At 54.5% G+C, this 17,984-nt stretch carries 10 protein-coding genes and 1 riboswitch; of the genes, 8 read left to right on the top strand and 2 right to left on the bottom strand.

The annotated features are described in order from the left end of the window. Positions 1-267: 267 nt before the first annotated feature. Positions 268-499: riboswitch (cobalamin riboswitch) on the top strand. A 2-nt stretch (positions 500-501) separates the two neighbouring features. Beyond that, positions 502-708, bottom strand: coding sequence for a hypothetical protein (locus A3844_RS33105; RefSeq protein ID WP_143192077.1), 207 nt, complete (start codon positions 706-708; stop codon positions 502-504). Positions 709-808: 100 nt separating this feature from the next. Between A3844_RS33105 and A3844_RS13780 the strand changes: the two genes are divergently transcribed. The 4 genes from A3844_RS13780 to A3844_RS13765 all read left to right on the top strand — a co-directional run bounded on the left by A3844_RS13780 (position 809) and on the right by A3844_RS13765 (position 7,013). Beyond that, positions 809-2,794: an anaerobic ribonucleoside triphosphate reductase gene (locus A3844_RS13780; protein WP_074086721.1), complete on the top strand. Its 1,986-nt coding sequence runs from the start codon at positions 809-811 to the stop codon at positions 2,792-2,794. Further along, the gene (nrdG, locus tag A3844_RS13775) at positions 2,791-3,306 is read left to right on the top strand and encodes an anaerobic ribonucleoside-triphosphate reductase activating protein (protein ID WP_074107682.1); all 516 of its coding nucleotides are present in this window, start codon (positions 2,791-2,793) and stop codon (positions 3,304-3,306) included. The genes A3844_RS13780 and nrdG overlap by 4 nt, the downstream gene beginning before the upstream one ends. Positions 3,307-3,422: 116 nt before the next feature. Continuing rightward, entirely contained in the window at positions 3,423-5,756 is a 2,334-nt protein-coding gene (locus A3844_RS13770; protein ID WP_074101776.1) for a ribonucleoside-diphosphate reductase subunit alpha, read from the top strand. A gap of 225 nt (positions 5,757-5,981) precedes the next feature. After that, positions 5,982-7,013 (top strand): ribonucleotide-diphosphate reductase subunit beta, encoded by a 1,032-nt coding sequence (locus tag A3844_RS13765; protein ID WP_074086718.1) that lies wholly within the window; start codon positions 5,982-5,984, stop codon positions 7,011-7,013. Positions 7,014-7,272: 259 nt separating this feature from the next. On the opposite strand, the gene ssuE is transcribed toward A3844_RS13765, so the two are convergent. Then, positions 7,273-7,827: an NADPH-dependent FMN reductase gene (gene ssuE, locus A3844_RS13760; protein WP_074107681.1), complete on the bottom strand. Its 555-nt coding sequence runs from the start codon at positions 7,825-7,827 to the stop codon at positions 7,273-7,275. A gap of 400 nt (positions 7,828-8,227) precedes the next feature. Between ssuE and serS the strand changes: the two genes are divergently transcribed. From serS to A3844_RS13740, 4 genes are all read left to right on the top strand, one after another. Continuing rightward, complete coding sequence (serS, locus tag A3844_RS13755; RefSeq protein ID WP_074107680.1) at positions 8,228-9,505, top strand: serine--tRNA ligase; 1,278 nt, start codon at positions 8,228-8,230, stop codon at positions 9,503-9,505. A 256-nt stretch (positions 9,506-9,761) separates the two neighbouring features. Then, on the top strand, positions 9,762-15,290 hold the full coding sequence (locus tag A3844_RS13750; protein ID WP_074107679.1) for an S-layer homology domain-containing protein: 5,529 nt from the start codon (positions 9,762-9,764) through the stop codon (positions 15,288-15,290). Positions 15,291-15,714: 424 nt separating this feature from the next. Continuing rightward, positions 15,715-16,617, top strand: a complete 903-nt coding sequence (locus tag A3844_RS13745; protein WP_074107678.1) for an ArsR/SmtB family transcription factor — start codon at positions 15,715-15,717, stop codon at positions 16,615-16,617. Between the two features lie 34 nt (positions 16,618-16,651). After that, positions 16,652-17,956 carry an MFS transporter gene (locus A3844_RS13740; RefSeq protein ID WP_167374676.1) on the top strand — a complete coding sequence of 435 codons (1,305 nt, stop codon included), beginning with the start codon at positions 16,652-16,654 and terminating at the stop codon, positions 17,954-17,956. Positions 17,957-17,984 lie beyond the last annotated feature (28 nt).

Raw genomic sequence — 17,984 nt, 5'->3', positions numbered from 1 at the left:
ATATAAGTCTCCAGTCCCCTTTATTGTAGCAACTCCCGCCTCCCCCCACAAATCCCCCCTAATATGGGGACAATTTATGAACTAGAATCGGAAAAATTTACACACAAGTTGTGGATTACCTGTGGACGAACTGTGGACGAATGCCGGGATATCTGTGGATGGGCTGTGGATCATCTGTGAGTAAATCGGCTGAATCCGCCCCCAGCGCGGGCTCGCAAAAAAATGTTTACAAACACAAGATATTGGGTTATTTTTATCTAACGACAACAAAATATAGTGGAAACAGGTGCTTTACTCTCTCAAGAGAGTTGAAGCTTAATAGGGAAGCGCGGTGCAAATCCGCTGTGGTCCCGCCACTGTAACCGGATGTTCCGCAGGCTTCCACAAGCCCCTGCGGAACAGTATCTGGAGGCTCACGCCACTGAGGGTATTCCCCCTTGGGAAGGTGCCTCCAAGATTCACCGGAAGCCAGGAGACCTGCCTGTTTCCGGTCACCATCATTTACGCCTGCGAGGAACAGGAGAGGTGTCCGCATGCGGCCTGCACAAGCAGATTTAGCCTTCCCCCAGGATGGGAAGCAAAGGCTGCCGATACCTGAATGCGATAAGCCTTATCGCGCTCAGGTATCGGCTTCTGCGGGAAAGCTTCTTTCCATGGAGACCATCCGTAAATATCCGGTTCGGTTATTTGCGTTACGCATCCGGGCATTTTCCGCCGTCCTCGGCGGAAGATGCTCTTTTTACTGAGTTAAGGGGTGTCTTATTACAATTAGAACGTTTTTTATATACCGAGAGGAGAGGGCTATACAATGACGCTGCTGGAGAAACGGTACAACGGTGGACAAGCTGCACAGGAGGATCTATTAGAGGAAGTCATCCATTTGGGGCGCGATATTATCGACAGCCGGGATTTGGATCTGCTGCGCGAGAATGCCAATTTGAACGGAGAGAGCTTCTCCGGCAAAATGAGCAAGTTCGGCAGTGAGTATTCCAAGTGGTATGCCCGCAACTTCACAATGCCGCCGCAACTGGTACAGGCTACCCTTGATAACGTAGTGTATGTCCATGATCTGGACCAATACGCGATCGGAACCACCAACTGCATCTTCATCCCGTTTGAACGGCTTCTCCGCGAAGGCTTCAACACCGGCAACGGCAGCGTGCGTCCTCCCAACTCGATCATGACTGCAATGTCGCTCGTAGCGATTATTTTCCAGTCTCAGCAAAATGCCCAATACGGCGGCGTATCCGCCAACAAGCTGGATTATGACCTGGCCCCTTATGTGACCAAGTCCTTTGCCAAGCTGTTCCGCAAGGGACTCGAATATTTCGAAGAAGGACAAGCCGGTGAGCATCTTGGCGAAGTCACTATGAGCCGTAGCGATCTGGCAGAGCTGTATCCGCGGGCCTTCCGCTTTGCATTAAAAGAAACAGAGAGCGAAACGCTGCAGGCAGCAGAGAGCATGATACATAACCTGAATACGATGTCCAGCCGCTCGGGCGGCCAGATTCCTTTTACCAGCATCAACTACGGTACGTGCACCTCTCCCGAAGGTCAGCTCGTGATTAGCTCGCTGCTGACCGCAACGATGAACGGACTCGGCAGCGGCGAAACGCCGGTATTTCCGATCCAGATCTTCAAATGCAAGCAGGGCGTGAACCAGCAGCAGGGCGATCCGAACTATCACTTGTTCCTCAAAGCTGCCGAATGCTCTGCCCGCAGACTGTACCCGAACTTCGCCAATCTGGATGCGCCGCTCAACATGCAATATTATGATCCGGCCGACCCGGATACTGAATTTGCAACCATGGGCTGCCGCACTCGGGTGCTGGGCGACCGCTTCGGACGCAACCACTGCTCCGGCAAAGGCAACCTGTCCTTCAATACGCTCAATCTCGTGCGGTTGGGACTGGCTTACGGAACTGCCACAGGACGCCGGCTTGCCGCCGACGAGAAAGGCTTCTATGACGATTTGAACCATTACATGGACATCGCTCTGGATGGGCTGCTCCACCGCTTCCGCATCCAGGCTTCCCAGAAGGCTAAAGCCTCTGACTTCATGATGCGCGAAGGCGTCTGGGAAGGCGGCCAGGACCTGGCTCCCGAGGATTCGGTTGGCGAACTGCTGAAGCACGGCAGTCTGTCGATTGGCTTCATCGGCATGGCCGAGTGCATGAAGGCCATGTACGGTAAGCATCACGGCGAGGACATGGAGATCCATGCCAAGGCGCTCGCTATTGTCCGCCACATGCGGGAATACTGCGACCGTAAGAGCGAGGAACTGAACCTCAACATCACCCTGTTCGCCACACCTGCTGAAGGGCTGTCCGGCAAGTTCACCAAGGTGGACCGTAAAGTACTGGGCTCCATTCCGGGCATCACCGACCGCGAATACTATACGAACTCTTTCCATATCCCGGTCTACCATGAGCTGAGCGCTGCGCAGAAAATCAGCCTGGAAGCACCGTTCCATGAATACTGCAATGCGGGTGCAATCTCTTATGTGGAGCTGAATGGTAATGCTCGCAGCAACCCGGCAGCTTTTGTCAAGATTATCCGTTACGCGCTGGAACAGCAAGTCAGCTATTTCAGCATCAACCATCCGGTGGACCGCTGCTCGAACTGCGGCTACGAAGGCGTGATTGGCACCAATTGCCCTTCCTGCGACGCGCATGAGAACGATGTGCATATCCGCCGTCTGCGCCGGGTAACCGGCTACCTGACCGGCGACTATCAGACCCGCTTCAATGCCGCCAAGCAAGCCGAAGTAAGGGACCGCGTTAAGCACCTATGAACATATGCGGCTACTACCCGGAATCGATCAATGAAGGAGAAGGCATGCGGGCCGTCCTTTTCCTCAGCGGCTGCCGTCACCGCTGCCCGGGCTGCTTCAATCCCAAGACCTGGAACTTCAATTTTGGCGAGCCGTTCACACGGGAGCGCCAACGGGAGATCATTGCCGAAATAGCCGCGAATCCGCTGCTGGACGGACTGACACTGGCAGGCGGCGACCCTTTTTTCTCGGCAGAGGAGGCTGCGGGCTTCATTCTGGAGCTGCGCAGCGTGCTGCCGGAGTATCCCGTCTGGATTTACACCGGCTATACCTATGAAGAGCTTACAGCGACACCCGGCTCACCCGAATGGAACCTGCTGGCCCTGTGCCAGGTCGTGATCGACGGACGTTTTGTGGAAGAACTCAAAGACACTACCCTTCCCTACCGGGGAAGCAGCAACCAGCGTATTATTGATATTCAGGCCAGTCTCGCCGGTACGGAAATCGTACATTGGGAGCCGGCTGCCTTATAAATTCAGTTAACTTTCAAAGAGCAGGCCAAGCCTCGGGGCGGGCCGCTCTCTGCGCTTATATACTTCAATTTGTGATATTGAAAATTAAACCCAAAAATGAAAGGATGGTTAAACTTATGCCACAGCTCGTAGTGAAACCCGATAACCGCCAACTGGCTTTTGATGAAATCCGCATTTCCGTGTACGCCGACCGTATCCTGAACGGCCTGGATCAATTAAGCAAGGAAACTCTGATCCGCGGAGTGCAGTCCAAGCTGCGCCGTGATGAGGTCAGCGGAGAAGAGATCAGCAATGCTTTTACGATGAGTGCCCTTGAACTCGTTACCAAAGAGGAGCCGGACTGGAAGTTCGCTGCTGCGCGTTCACTGCTAACCTCCCTGTACAAAAAAGCTGCCGTCAACCGCCGCTACAAAGCATACCCGGAAGAGCCTTACGGCGAGCTGTACCCGCTGATTACCGATCTCGTGAAGAAGGGCATCTACCGTGAAGAACTGCTGTCCCACTACACCAAGGAGCAGATTGAGGAACTGGGCAGCTGCATCGATTACACGCGCGACCTGCTGTTCGATTACATCGGCCTGCTGACCCTGTCGGACCGTTATCTGGCGCATGACTTTGACGGCCGCGTAATGGAGCTTCCACAGGAGCGTTATATGATTATCGCAATGTTCCTCATGCACACAGAGCCGGTAGAGAAACGGCTGGATCTGGTCAAAGAAGCCTACTGGGCCATGAGCAACATTTACATGACCGCTGCCACACCTACCATGTCCAATGCGGGTAAAAAAGTCGCCGGACAGCTCTCCAGCTGCTTCATCGACACCGTGGACGACTCGCTCGAAGGCATTTTCGACTCCAATACCGATGTGGCCCGCCTAAGCAAAATGGGCGGAGGCATCGGCGTCTACCTCGGCAAGGTGCGGGCCCGCGGGTCCGATATCCGCGGCCACAAGAACACCAGCTCCGGTGTCATTCCGTGGATTCGCCAGCTGAACAATACCGCAGTCAGCGTAGACCAGCTCGGCACACGCAAAGGTGCTGTCGCCGTCTACCTCGATGTTTTCCATAAAGATATTCTTGCCTTCCTCGACCTGAAGCTGAACAACGGCGACGAGAGAATGCGCGCGCATGACGTTTTCCACGGTGTCTGCCTGCCTGACCTGTTCATGGAGGCTGTGGAAGCACGCGGCCACTGGAACCTCTTCTGCCCGCATGAAGTGAAGAAGGTGATGGGCTGGAAGGATGACCGCGGTCGCGCGCTGGGCCTCGAGGATTTCTATGACGAGAAGCTTGGACAAGGTGCTTTCCGTGAAAAGTATGCCGAAGCCACTGCCAATCTGGAGCTGTCCCGCATCACGGTTCCGGCCATCGACATCATGAAGCGGATTATGAAATCGCAGCTGGAAACCGGCACCCCGTATATGTTCTACCGCGATACGGTGAACCGCTCCAATCCCAACCGGCACCAGGGGATGGTCTTCTCCTCCAACCTGTGCACGGAAATCATGCAGAATCAATCGGCAACCGTTATCGAGAGTGAAGAACTGGTTACCAAGGACGGCCAGACCCGGATCGTTATCTCGAAGGTTCCCGGAGACTTCGTAGTCTGCAACCTGAACTCCATCCACCTGGCCCGCGCAATTCCGGCCGGTGTGCTGGAGCGGCTGATACCGATTCAGGTTCGTATGCTCGACAATGTCATCGACATCAACAATATTGAAGTGCTGCAGGCTCAGTACACGAACAGCCAATACCGCGCGGTGGGCCTCGGCACCTTCGGCCTGCATCACCTGCTGGCGCTGAAGGGCATCCGCTGGGAATCCGACGAAGCCGTGGAATATAACAATCATCTATATGAACACATTAACTATCTGCTCGTGCGCTCCAGCATGGAGCTGGCCCGCGAGAAGGGCCGTTATCCGAAGTTTGCCGGTTCTGACTGGGAAACCGGCGCTTACTTCACCTCGCGCGGCTATACCAGCGGCGAGCAGGAAGGCAAATACGTGACAACAGAGCAGTGGCGCGAGCTGCAGCAGGAAGTGGCTGCCGACGGCGTGCGCAATGCCTGGATGTTCGCGATAGCCCCGAACGGCTCGACCTCGATCATTGCCGGGTCCACCGCCAGCATTGACCCGCTGTACGAGCTGCTCTCCTATGAGGAGAAGACCACCTATAAGATCGCCAACCCGGCACCGGATCTGTCCGAGAAGACGATCTGGTATTACAAAACGGCGTTCCTGATCGACCAGAACTGGTCCATCCGCATGGCCTCAGCCCGCCAGCGCCATGTCGATCAGGGCCAAAGCTTCAACTTGTATGTGACCCCTGACATCAAGGCCACCGATTTCCTGAACCTGCATCTGAACGCCTGGAAGGGCGGATTGAAATCGACTTATTATGTGCGGAGCCGTGCATTAACTATAGAAGAGTGTGAGTCTTGCGCGAGTTAAAGACTAACTTTAATAGGGGGCACTTGGAGTCACGGAGAGGAAGTTTGGAACTGTAGGAGCGTTAGCGTTCGCCTTTGTCTGCGGATTTCCACCGCGAACAGCGGTTTAAATCAAGAAATCTGCAGACAACAGCGACCGGAAGTCCAAACATTCCTCGTAGTGGCGAATAAAGTGCCGGCTTTTAAAGTGACCAGATAGCCCCGCAAAATACAGGAGGGAAACAACATGCAACTGCAAAAGATTTTTAATACCGAAGCCCCGAACCAGTCTACACGGATCATCGACGGGGAATGTTCAGGGATACTGAACTGGAACGATATCCGCATGCCGCACATGTACAAGCTGTACAAGGTGCTGCTGCTGAACCACTGGATCGCCGATGAGATCCCGATGTCGAAGGATGCCCAGCAGTTCCCGCAGCTGGAAGCGGAAGAGCAGCGTGTGTTCAAGATTAACATCGCCCTGCTGGCGGTGCTGGATTCGATGCAAACGATGTTCGTCGGTGATGTAAAACGTTATTTTACCGACTCTTCACTGGAAGCTATTTCGGCGATCATCGGACAGCAGGAGGTTGTGCACAACCAGTCCTACTCTTACGTCCTCTCTTCCATTGTCTCGGACAGCGAGCAGAAGGAGATTTTTGAATACTGGAAACATGATCCGGTGCTGCTGGAACGCAACCAGTTCATCTCCGATATCTACCAGGAGTTCCGGGATGCGCCATCCAAGGAGACTTTTTTCCGGGCGATGGTGGCCGATCTGATTCTGGAGGGGATTTTCTTCTATAGTACCTTTGCCTTCTTCTACAACCTGGCCCGTGACCAGAAAATGATGGCGACCAGCCAGATGATCTCCTATATTCAGCGAGATGAGAATCAGCACTGCTACTTCTTCGCGGAAGTATTCAAGCAGCTGCTGGTGGATTTCCCTGAGCTGAACACCAAAGAAAATATGGATTACGTCTACCGTACCATTGACCGCGCTGTAGAGCTGGAGACCAATTGGGGCCACTACACGCTCACCAACGTACGCGGCATTGATATGAACGAGCTGAGCGACTACATCAAATACACCGCCAACAAGCGCCTGACGCTGATGGGTTTGGACAAAGCCTACACAGGCGTAGACGTCAACTGCATGCCATGGATCAAGCCATTCTCCGACGAAGCGCTGAACGCGACCAAAACCGACTTCTTCGAAGCCAAGTCCCGCAACTACGGCAAGGTTGGCGACGATAACGGGTTCGACGATTTGTAATAGCAGTCCGATTCCGGGATAAAAAGCGTTCCCGCCACATTCTGCTGCACAGAATACAATAGAATGGCCCAAAGCTGGTTCCAATCCGTTGCGATCCTGAGTGGCGAAAAAGCCCCTTACCGCCGAAATTTCCGCAGTAAGGGGCTTTCGCTATTCATCGTACGGCATTGCTGCGCAGGAATGGGAGACACTCGGCTCACATTAAAATGCGCCTACCTGATACGCCGGGCACATCTGGGCTCTGCCTTTTAAAATCCAGCTACTCTGCGGACTTACGCCCCGCCTTATGCGACGTCTCTTCCGCCAGTTCCGCAAGTACGCTGTCCAGACGCAGCTTAAGCTCGGCGGCCAGCTCGACGACACCCTGATCGTTACGCACCGCCTGGGAATCTACCGCATATACACCGCCAAGAATATGGCGTGCGCCCAGCACGGACAACACCGGCTTCAGCGCATAATCAATGGTAAGGAGATGTGCCAGACTGCCGCCCATAAAGAGCGGAAGCAGGATTTTGCCGGCCAGGCCTTTTTCTGGAATCAGATCCAGGAAGGTCTTCAGGACGCCCGTATAGGATGCCTTATATACCGGGCTGACGACAATAACTGCATCGGCCTCAGCTACTAGACCGTTGGCTTTGACGATGGCTTCACTCTCGAATTTCGTATGAATCAGCTCCTCTGCCGGGAGCTCGGCCACATTGATGCGTTCGACTTCAAATCCCTGTCCCCGTAAATCCGCTTCCGCATATTCAATAACCGCGGTAATCCGCGAGACCAGGGATGGTGTTCCGTTGATGATAACTATTTTGGCCACGTTCCCACCTCTTCCGTTCGTTATCCGTTATACGTTCCTGCCGCTTGTTCCAGTAAAAACCCTTCAAATTAGTAATAATCCTAGCAGAGTACAGGGATTATTGTCAAACGTAAACAGCCTCTTGCACCCGGTAAAATCCTGAGCTATAATAAGCGGCAATACTACATCCCGATCAGGCCAGTGACCGGCATCCAACCGTGAGGCGTCTGCGACCGGAGCAATGTTCTTGCTTCCTAAGTTTACCGGGTTTCGCCCGTTACCGCGAAGACCAAAGAGGGCCTTATCCTGCTGTGATTTCAGAGGATTCGGTCAACCTGGGTGGCACCGCGAGCTAACGCTCCTCGTCCCATGGATGAGGGCGTTTTTTGTATTTTTATAAGACAAAAAGGAGCGAAACGGCATGCTGGACATGAACTGGATCAGGGAGAATGAGGAACTCGTAAGAAACACGGCAACATGGAAAAAGGTAGACTTCCCGCTGGATGATCTGCTGAAGTGGGATGATACGCGGCGGGAGCTGCGGCGGGAAACCGAGCAGCAAAGAGCGGAACGCAATGCGCTGACCAAGGAGGTCGAGCGCCTGCTGCGCCAGGGAGATACCGGAGCCGGAGAACATGCCAAGGCACAAGTGCGGGAGATTAACACCCGGCTCACGAAGCTTGAGGCGGATCTGGCAGAAGCAGAGCGGCGCTGGGGCGAATTGCTGCTGCTGGCACCAAATCCGGTATCGGAGGATACACCGGTCGGCGCGGATGACAGCGAGAATATGGAGCTGCGGCGGACCGGCAGGCTGCCGGATTTCGGCTTCGCACCGCGCGATCATGTGGAGCTCGGCGAGCTCCATGACATCATCGATATCCCGCGAGGGGTCAAAGCCGGAGGAGCGCGCAGCTATGTGCTTAAGGGAGCGGGACTCTACCTCCACCTAGCCGTGCAGCGGCTGGCACTGGATGTACTGGCAGAGCGGGGCTTCACCGTGATGGACGTCCCGGTCATCGTCCGGCCGGAGGCGCTGGAGCGGACCGGGTTTTTCCCTGGAGGGATGGACCAGACCTACGAGCTGAACGGAGAAAAGCGCTGGCTGGCCGGAACCTCGGAAGTGTCGCTCGTGTCGCTCTACAGCGATGAGATCATCGAGGCCGATACGCCGCTGCGGCTGGCCGGAATGTCGGCCTGCTTCCGCCGGGAGGTCGGTTCGGCGGGGCGTGATGTGCGCGGCCTGTACCGGGTGCACCAGTTCTCGAAGATTGAACAGGTCGTAATCTGCCGCAATGATCCGGCAGAATCGGAGCAGATGCTGCAGGAGATTCTGGGAAATGCCGAGCACATTCTGCAGCTGCTGGAGCTGCCCTACCGCGTAGTGGCTGTCTGCAGCGGCGATATGTCGCTGAAGACACACAAGCAGTATGACATCGAGACCTGGATGCCCAGCCGGAATGCCTATGGGGAGACCCATTCGGCATCCAACCTGCTGGATTTCCAGGCCCGCCGCTCGGGCATCCGCTTCCGTGACGAGAACGGACGCCTGCAGTACTGCCACACCCTGAACAATACCGCAGTCGCCACGCCGCGGATTCTGATCCCGCTGCTGGAGAACCACCAGCAGGAAGATGGTTCAATCTATATCCCGCAGGCGCTGCGCAAGTACATGAACGGGCAGGAAGTTCTTCACAGCTGACACAGAAATGACTTTCCATGTATTCTTGCAGGGAGCTAATAAAACTATGAATCCGCTAATTCAGCCGTTGCTTTAGGCTGAACAGGAGGATTTCATAGTTTTTTTGTGCATTATGACAAAATTCCTTGTAAATTGATGTTTTCCATCCATTGTTTACTATATATTTACGATAGACAATCTCTCATTTAACGTACAAATGATAGATTGGGAGAAGGCGAAAATAATATCGTATCTAGAGAGGAGAAGATTGTAACAAATGAATATTTCCTCAAGGCGAAAACAATGGTGGTCGGCAGCGCTCTCATTCGTGCTGATTACCGGTATGGCCCTGCCCGCAGCATCAACAGCTTCAGCGGCAACAGATAATAGTGCTCCTGTGATCTCCCAGGTGTATGGCGGCGGAGGGAACTCCGGAGCCAAGTACAAGAATGACTTCATCGAGTTGTATAATCCTACAGATGCAGATATTGACTTGACCGGCTGGAAGGTGCGATATGCCTCTTCCTCTGGAAGCTTTAGTGAAGCTAAGCCCAATTTGTTCACCACACTTACCGGCAGCATCCCCGCAGGCGGATATTTCCTGATTCAGGAAGCGGCGGGCACCGGAGGCACGGACGATCTTCCGGCGCCAAACATCGTTACGGATAGCAACTCTGCTATAGCTATGGCCGGAGCAAATGGAAAGATTGAGCTGTTGAATGCATCCGGCACCCAGGTTGATATGGTTGGCTATGGCTCTGCTACTACCTTTGAAGGCACGGGGCCGACTCCACCTCTCTCCAACACCACCGCAGCTATCCGCTTGGAATCCACCCTGCTCCCTACCGGCAACCGCGGACTGGATACTAACCAGAATTCTGCCGACTTCACGGTTCAAGCACCGGATCCGCGCACCTCGGGTGTGGACAGCACCAAGGCTCCGGCCGTCACTGCTTCCCTCGCTTCCGGGCAGACGGTGCCCAAAGGCACCCAGCTCTCCCTTAGCACAAGCAGTGTAACCGCAAGCGTATACTACAGCGTCTATGCCAACGGCAGCACCAGTGCCCTGGCCGATTACGCTTTGTACAGCACTCCAATTCTTTTGCAGGACGACACCGTACTCATCAAAGCCTATTCTACAGAAGAAGGCAAAACCGACAGCGGCATCTCCCAATTCAGTTACACCACCAAAGAAGCGGTTAGCGGACTGACGATCCCCAAGATTCAGGGTACTGTCCAATCCTCCACTTATGCGGGGCAGCTGGTGAAAGGTGTACCGGGTATTGTTACTTACACCAGCGGCAGCACCTTCTACATTCAGACTGCAACACCGGACAGTGACCCCCGGACCTCCGAGGCGATCATGGTCTACCTCCCGGGAAACAAGGTAAAAGTAGCCGATTCTGTTCTCGTGGACGGATGGGTGAAGGAATATAAGGAAAGTGGCTATGCTGACGCTACGGACCTGCTGACTACCGAAATTGCGGCGACTCAGGCAACCGTGGTATCTGGAGCCAATCCTCTCCCTGCGGCTACGATTATCGGAACAGGCGGGCGGGCAATTCCCACTGCTATCATTTCTGTGGGATTGACTAAAGAGCTTGATCCTGCCAAATATGCCCTAGACTTCTACGAAAGTCTTGAAGGCATGCGGGTTCAGCTCAACACCCCGAAGATTATTGGACCTTATGAAAAGCCTAACCTTCCGGTCACCGTGAACAACGGCACCAGCACTATAGAAGTCACTTCACCCTCGGGTGGTCTCGTTCTTACAGGGGCGGACTTCAATCCTCAGCGTGTTCTGATCGCCGCCAAACCGAGCCAGCCGGTTAGAACGGGACAGATCTTCAGCGGGAACATTACCGGTATTCTCGGTTATGACTATGGTAATTACAAAGTTCATCCGGACGGAGAACTGCCTGCTGTTGAAAAGGGGACTTCCCTTGAGCGGGAAACGACCGCTTTGGCAGCCGGTGAAGATAAATTAACGGTTGCCTCATTCAATGTGGAGAATTTCTCCAAATTGAGCGGTTCCGACAAAATCAACAATATTGCCAAAGACATCGTCACCAACCTGAACACGCCGGATATTGTCGGCCTTCTGGAGATTCAGGACAATGACGGCTCGGGCAACACCGGAACCGTGGATGCCACCGACAGCTATAAGGCGCTGATTGATGCTATCAAGGTAAAGGGCGGCCCAACTTATGCTTTTACTGATATTACCCCTGTTAACAATATGGACGGCGGTGCACCGGGCGCGAACATCCGGGCCGGATTTATTTACAACACTGCACGCGTCCAGCTTGCTCCGGGCAACAAAGGTGACGCTACAACAGCGGTAGCCTACACCAAGGACGGCGGGCTCAGCCTGAATCCGGGCCGGATTGATCCGACCAACTCGGCATTCGATAATTCCCGTAAACCGCTTGCGGCGGAATTTATGTTCAATAACCAAAAAGTAATGGTCATTGCGAATCACTTCAACTCCAAGACGGGGGACTCCGCACTGTACGGCGGTATCCAGCCACCCGTCAAACCAAGTGAAGCCCAGCGGGCGAAAATTGCCACCGTTGTGAACGGCTTCGTATCTGATGTGCTGGCCAAGAACCCTGATGCGAATATCGTGGTGCTTGGCGATCTGAACGACTTCCAGTTCTCGAATACTTTGAAAATTCTGAAAGGCAGCGCATTAACCAACCTGATCGACACGCTGCCGCTGGGAGAGCGTTATTCTTACGTATACCAGGGCAATGCCCAGACGCTGGACCATATGCTGGTCAACAACAAGCTGGCCACAAGATCCACACTGGACATTGTGCACATCAATGCCGACTTCCAGGAGGAAGACGGACGTGTGAGCGACCATGATCCGCTGCTGACGCAAATTGATTTCGGCACCGACCATTTCAACCTGCGGGTACTGCATACCAACGATACCCACGGTCACCTGGAAAATATCACAAGACGCACCTCGGCGATCAGCAGTGAGCGGACAGGCAATTCCGTACTGCTGGATGCAGGCGATGTTTTCTCAGGAACCTTGTATTTCACCCAGTTCAAAGGACAGGCAGACATCCAGTTCATGAACAACATCGGCTATGATGCCATGACGTTCGGCAATCACGAGTTCGATCTGAACAAGGATCAGCCGGAGGTGCTGAAAGATTTCGTCACCGCCGCCAAGTTCCCGTTCACCAGCGCGAATATTGACTTTACCACCAAAGGAAGTGAGCTGGCGGGGCTGTATCACAATGCCATCGGCACACTGGAAACGGACGAGACCAAGAGCACCGCAAAAGACGGCAACATTTATCCTTCTGTCATCAAGGACGTCTACGGTGAAAAGGTCGGCATCTTCGGCCTGACCACTGAGGATACCATTGGACTATCCTCGCCGGGAGATAAAATCAGCTTCAAGGATCACGTGGAAAGTGCCAAGAATACAGTAGCGATGCTGGAAGCAAAGGGCATTAACAAAATCATCGCCGTCACCCACCTGGGCTACACTGTAGATCAGGAATTGGCAAAAGCTGTTCCGGGCATTGACATCATTGTCGGCGGACACTCGCATACGAAGATCGATAATCCTCCTACGCCAATCGTCAATGTCGGCACCGGTAAAAATGTACTGATCGTACAGACCGGTGAATACAGCCAGTTCCTCGGTGAACTGAATGTGACGTTTGATAAAAACGGGGACATTCTGACTTACAACGGCAAGCTGCTCGATGTGAATCTGTTTGGCGAAGATGCCACAGCCAAAGCGATGCTTGCTCCATATGATGCCGAATTGGCTGCTGTACGCAGCACAGTCGTCGGCAACTCTAGCGTTGATCTCTACACGAACCGCACCATCGACGGCAAATCCGTCCGTGTCGTGCGTCAGGAAGAAACTCCGATCGGTAATATGATTGCCGACAGTATCGCCGAAAAAGTCAGAGAGCTGATGCCAAGCTTCGTGTCGGCAAGCGACCTTGCTTCCATTAAGGGCGTTGTCGCTATTCAGAATGGGGGCGGAATCCGCGCAGCCATTGACAAAGGCGACGTTACGATGGGCGAGGTACTGACCACGCTGCCGTTCGGCAACAGTCTGGTCGCTCTCAAAGTGACGGGTGCTGAAATCATTTCCTCTCTGGAAAACTCGGTCAGCGGGCTGAGCTCCGATCAGGGCCGCTTCGCCCAGGTTTCCGGAATGAAATACACTTATGATTCTACGAAGAAACCGGAAATTGTAGATCCTTTGACTAACCAGGTTACCCAGGCCGGAGAGCGCATTGTGTCTGTTGAAATCCGGCAGACGAACGGCTCTTATCTGCCGATTGACCCGAAAGCTTACTATCTGCTGTCCACGAACTCGTTCATGGCAGGCGGCGGTGACTTCTACCGCGCACTGGCCGGGGCCAAGGCCGACGGACGTTATTATGAACTCGGGCTTCCAGATTTCGAAGTTCTTTTATCCTATTTGAAAAATCATAACCCAGTCACCATCGGCACCGAGGGACGGATTACGGATCTGAAGGGTACGACACCTAGCGCTACGCCGACGCCGACCAATCCACCGGGAGGCGGCGGAACACCTGCTACACCAACACCAACGCCTAGTGCTACCACGGCGCCGCTGGCTTCACCGCAGGTGACAACGATCACCGCAGCAGATCTGACCAGCAAGCTTACAGCCCTGCCTGCTGGAACCAGTGAGCTTGTTATCCCGCTCACCGCTTCCAGCGGCGGAGCGCAGGCTGTTCTTCCGGGCAGCGTACTTGTTCAGCAGGCAGCTTCTAATCCTGCTACCGTCCTTACGTTCACCATCCCTGGCGGAGCTTCCTACTCGCTTCCGCTCCGTGTACTGAACGGAACTGCACTGACAGCTGAGCTGGGCACCAGCGACTTCACAGTCACTGTATCCCTGCTGCAGGCAAGTGCTTCAACACTAAGCAGTCTTAACCTGGCCATTACGGCGCAGGGCGGATCACTAAGTCTGGCTGCACCGGTCATAGAATTTACAGTTACAGCGCAGGCTGGAAGCAAAAGCGTTTCGCTGAACAGCTTCGGCAGCACATATGTGAAGCGGACGCTTACTGCACCTTCTGTGCTGAACTCCATGAATTCGACTGCAGTATCCTTTGATCCAGCCACCGGCAAGCTGACTTTTGTTCCTTCCATCTTTGCCGGCAAGCCTGACGGAACCACCGAGGTTACGATCAAACGCAACAGCAACAGCTTCTACACGGTTGTGAAATCGAGTAAAACGTTCGGAGATATTACCGGACACTGGGCCAAATCATCCATTGATCTGCTGGCCTCCAAGCTGATCATTACCGGCACGAGCGCTACCACATTCCAGCCTTCGCAGATGGTAAGCCGCGCAGAATTTGCGGCGCTGATTACCCGCTCCCTCGGACTTGCCTCCATGAGCAGCGGCACTACCTTCAGTGACGTAGGAGCAAATACCTGGTATACGGATGCTGTCAAGACAGCCGCTGCCGCAGGGCTCATTACGGGCTATACCGACGGAAGCTTCAAGCCCAACAGCCCGATTACCCGCCAGGAGATGGCCACCATTCTGTCCAAAGCCATGAAATACACGGGCAAATCACTGAATGCGGATGCTGCAGCGCTGGCCAAATTTAGCGATGCCTCTGGACTTCCGGCCTGGTCCCGGGCGGCCGTAGCCGAAATTGCCGCTGAAGGCATCATTCAGGGCAGACCGGACGGCTCGTTCGCACCGCAGGTGCTGGCTACCCGTGCAGAAGCCGCAACGATGCTGGAGAAGACCTTGAAGTCGCTTCAGTTCATCAACTAAAGCTACAAAGAGCCAAGTCCCTGCAAGGAGGGCACTTGGCTCCTGTCAAAGTGAGAGAGACGGTCCCCCTTTAGCGCTGATGCGCTTCAAGGGGCCGTCTCTTTTTGGCATACAGGTTGTTGTCACACCCTCTATTTCAGCGGAACTGTAACCTTAGCTGTAATAGCAGTACAGATAGATGTGTCTTTGAAACTGCCGGATGATCTAAGTGTAAGCCTCTACATCCCCTGCCGCACCTGTTCTACAATCGCATGGAACCCCCCGGTGTTCGATTTTCTTGATTTAAAATGCAAGTTCGTTTATAATAAAACCAATAATAAGTTCTATATTTATAGAACTAATCTAAATCAAAACATGATCCACACAACTCAGCTGCAACTTAATCGTCTATACGGCGCAATTCACAAGGGAACGAGGAACACACATGGATTATACGGTAGAAGTCGATTTTGCCCCAATGTATGAATGCTTTACCAGTCTGACTGCTTTTCTCTACAAGCAGAATCATAACGCTCTGGAGTCCGGAAAGGCCTGGGTCAAGGAGGTTCAGAAGAGGTTCACCGCCGCTCAGTTGCAGAACATGCAGGAATTCTCCAAGGAAAATGCAGATTTCACGCTCACTCCTTATATCTGGAGCTGTCCCGGAGACCGTTCGGTGGACGGCTTTCTGAATTGGTTCGATGGCCTGTCTCCGGGAGAACTATTCGAGACCGCTGCACGCTTCGGATCCACGGTGTCGTCCAATCTTGCCGGACTACGCAGCCGTACCTCCGATATTCTGAGGGAATGGAATGAACGGTATTTTGGCGGAATTGATCCCGCTATTCTTAAAGGGTTGAGCCGGGAGGCGGAATCCAGACGGGCCGAACTGAGCGGCACCAATGCCATGGAGGTCTACGAACGGGCGACGCAGGGGATGCGGCTGTATCCCGGGGAGAGCCTGAAGCAGATTATTTTGATTCCGCACTACCACGCCCGTCCATTGGTCACTACTTCTTTATATGATGAATTTGTATTTACCAGCTATGCCTATGATGCGCTGCCTCCGGAGGAGGGACGGCCCGCTCCCGCACTGCTGCGGCTGACCCGGGCGCTGTCGGATGAGACACGGCTCTTCATTCTCCGTCTGCTTGCGGGGAAGCAGCTCAGTTTCACGGAAATCGTCCGGCAGGTTGGCCTGTCCAAAAGCACGATTCACTATCATCTCATCGCACTGCGCTCGGCTGGACTGGTCATTGTCCATTCCACTGGCAAAAGTACGTCCTACAGCCTGCGCCTGGATGCGCTGAATGATCTGCCCAAGCGGATTGCCGATTATTTGGAGTAGTTGGCGGCTAACCAGAAAAAGGAGTGAATCCCCTATGCTAAAACGCAGCTACTATGGTCTGCTGTCTACGATTTCTTTGAGCGCTTTCGGCGATGCCTTTGGCCTGTTGGCGATGGAATGGCTGGTCTATGACCTGACCGGCTCCAAGCTGGCCATGGGCGCGCTGGCGCTAAGCTCCGGCATCCCGGAGCTGCTGCTGCGCCTCCTCGGCTCCCCGCTGGCCGACCGGCTGCACCGCGTGCGCTTCATGGCCTGCCTGGCCGCAATCCGGCTGCTGGCCATCGCCCTTCCGCTGGGCATGGGCCTCGCCGGCCAGCTCCAGCTCTGGCATTTATTCGCCGCAGCCGGACTTAGCGGCGCCTGCGCCGCGCTGTTCATGCCCACCGCGATGGCTGTAATTCCCGGCGTCGCGGACAGCCGGAAGCTCGTGCGCGCCTTCGCCGTCATCGAAGGCTGCAAAGGGGCGGCAGCGCTGCTCGGACCTGCGCTGGCTGGCGCGCTGACCGCCGCCAGCGGGGCGCTCCCGGCACTGGGCATTAATATGCTCTGCTACATTGCCGCTATCGCCACTCTACTCTGCCTGCCGAAGCTGCCCAAGCCAGCCAAGCCAGATGCTGCTTCAGGGGGCTTCTCCCTTTCCTTATACCTGCGTGAAATGGCTGAAGGCTTCACCTTTTACAAGCAGTTCCCGGCCATGTTCACCATTATGCTTATGGCTTCAGTCAGCAATCTGAGCTCCATCGCGGTCTGGACGATGATGGTTCCGTATGTGCGCGAGGTCCTCCACCGTGATGCAGCAGCGATGGGCACACTTACCACAGCTTCCGCGCTTGGAATGCTGGTTGGCCTTGGTGTAATTTCCCTGCTGGGCGAGATTACACAGAGGCGTCTAGTGATGCTTGGCAGTCTCGGCACGATCGGAATCATTACATCCATATGGGGGCTGATTCCCAGCTTTCCGTTTGCGCTTGCTGCCGTATTTGTATCCGGCCTCCTGGCCCCCTTCTTCAGCTCGTTAAGCTCCTCCCTGCATGGGCGACTCGTTCCCGGCAACCTTCAGGGGCGGGTGAATTCCATCCGCTTCCTGATCGGCGGCAGCCTGACGCCTTTTGGCGCTTTTGCCGGCGGGGCTATTGCTGAGGCCTATGGTGTGCCAGCCTTATTCATCGCTGCCGGACTGCTGCCGGCGTTATGTGCCGGAGCCGCCCTTCTGCTCCCCGGCCTGCGGATGCTCGACGGCGACCTGTCCGCGCTTGAAGCCAGACAACGGCAGGGCCGCAGGGGTGGCCCACACCAAACAGGCGATGTCCATAACACTGGAGCATCGCCTGCAGGCTGATTTTTTTCCCAACCAACATTCTATACAA

The organism is Paenibacillus helianthi, from assembly GCF_001909055.1.
Lineage (GTDB): Bacteria > Bacillota > Bacilli > Paenibacillales > Paenibacillaceae > Paenibacillus_AQ > Paenibacillus_AQ helianthi.
The sequence above is the reverse complement of the archived record's forward strand: the minus strand, read 5'-3'. Positions and strand labels throughout refer to the sequence as shown.

Bases quoted from the DNA above. Each gene is read 5' to 3' on its own strand.
- A3844_RS33105 (WP_143192077.1), bottom strand. From the start codon at position 708: ATGCCCGGATGCGTAACGCAAATAACCGAACCGGATATTTACGGATGG.
- A3844_RS13780 (WP_074086721.1), top strand. From the start codon at position 809: ATGACGCTGCTGGAGAAACGGTACAACGGTGGACAAGCTGCACAGGAG.
- nrdG (WP_074107682.1), top strand. From the start codon at position 2,791: ATGAACATATGCGGCTACTACCCGGAATCGATCAATGAAGGAGAAGGC.
- A3844_RS13770 (WP_074101776.1), top strand. From the start codon at position 3,423: ATGCCACAGCTCGTAGTGAAACCCGATAACCGCCAACTGGCTTTTGAT.
- A3844_RS13765 (WP_074086718.1), top strand. From the start codon at position 5,982: ATGCAACTGCAAAAGATTTTTAATACCGAAGCCCCGAACCAGTCTACA.
- serS (WP_074107680.1), top strand. From the start codon at position 8,228: ATGCTGGACATGAACTGGATCAGGGAGAATGAGGAACTCGTAAGAAAC.
- A3844_RS13750 (WP_074107679.1), top strand. From the start codon at position 9,762: ATGAATATTTCCTCAAGGCGAAAACAATGGTGGTCGGCAGCGCTCTCA.
- A3844_RS13745 (WP_074107678.1), top strand. From the start codon at position 15,715: ATGGATTATACGGTAGAAGTCGATTTTGCCCCAATGTATGAATGCTTT.
- A3844_RS13740 (WP_167374676.1), top strand. From the start codon at position 16,652: ATGCTAAAACGCAGCTACTATGGTCTGCTGTCTACGATTTCTTTGAGC.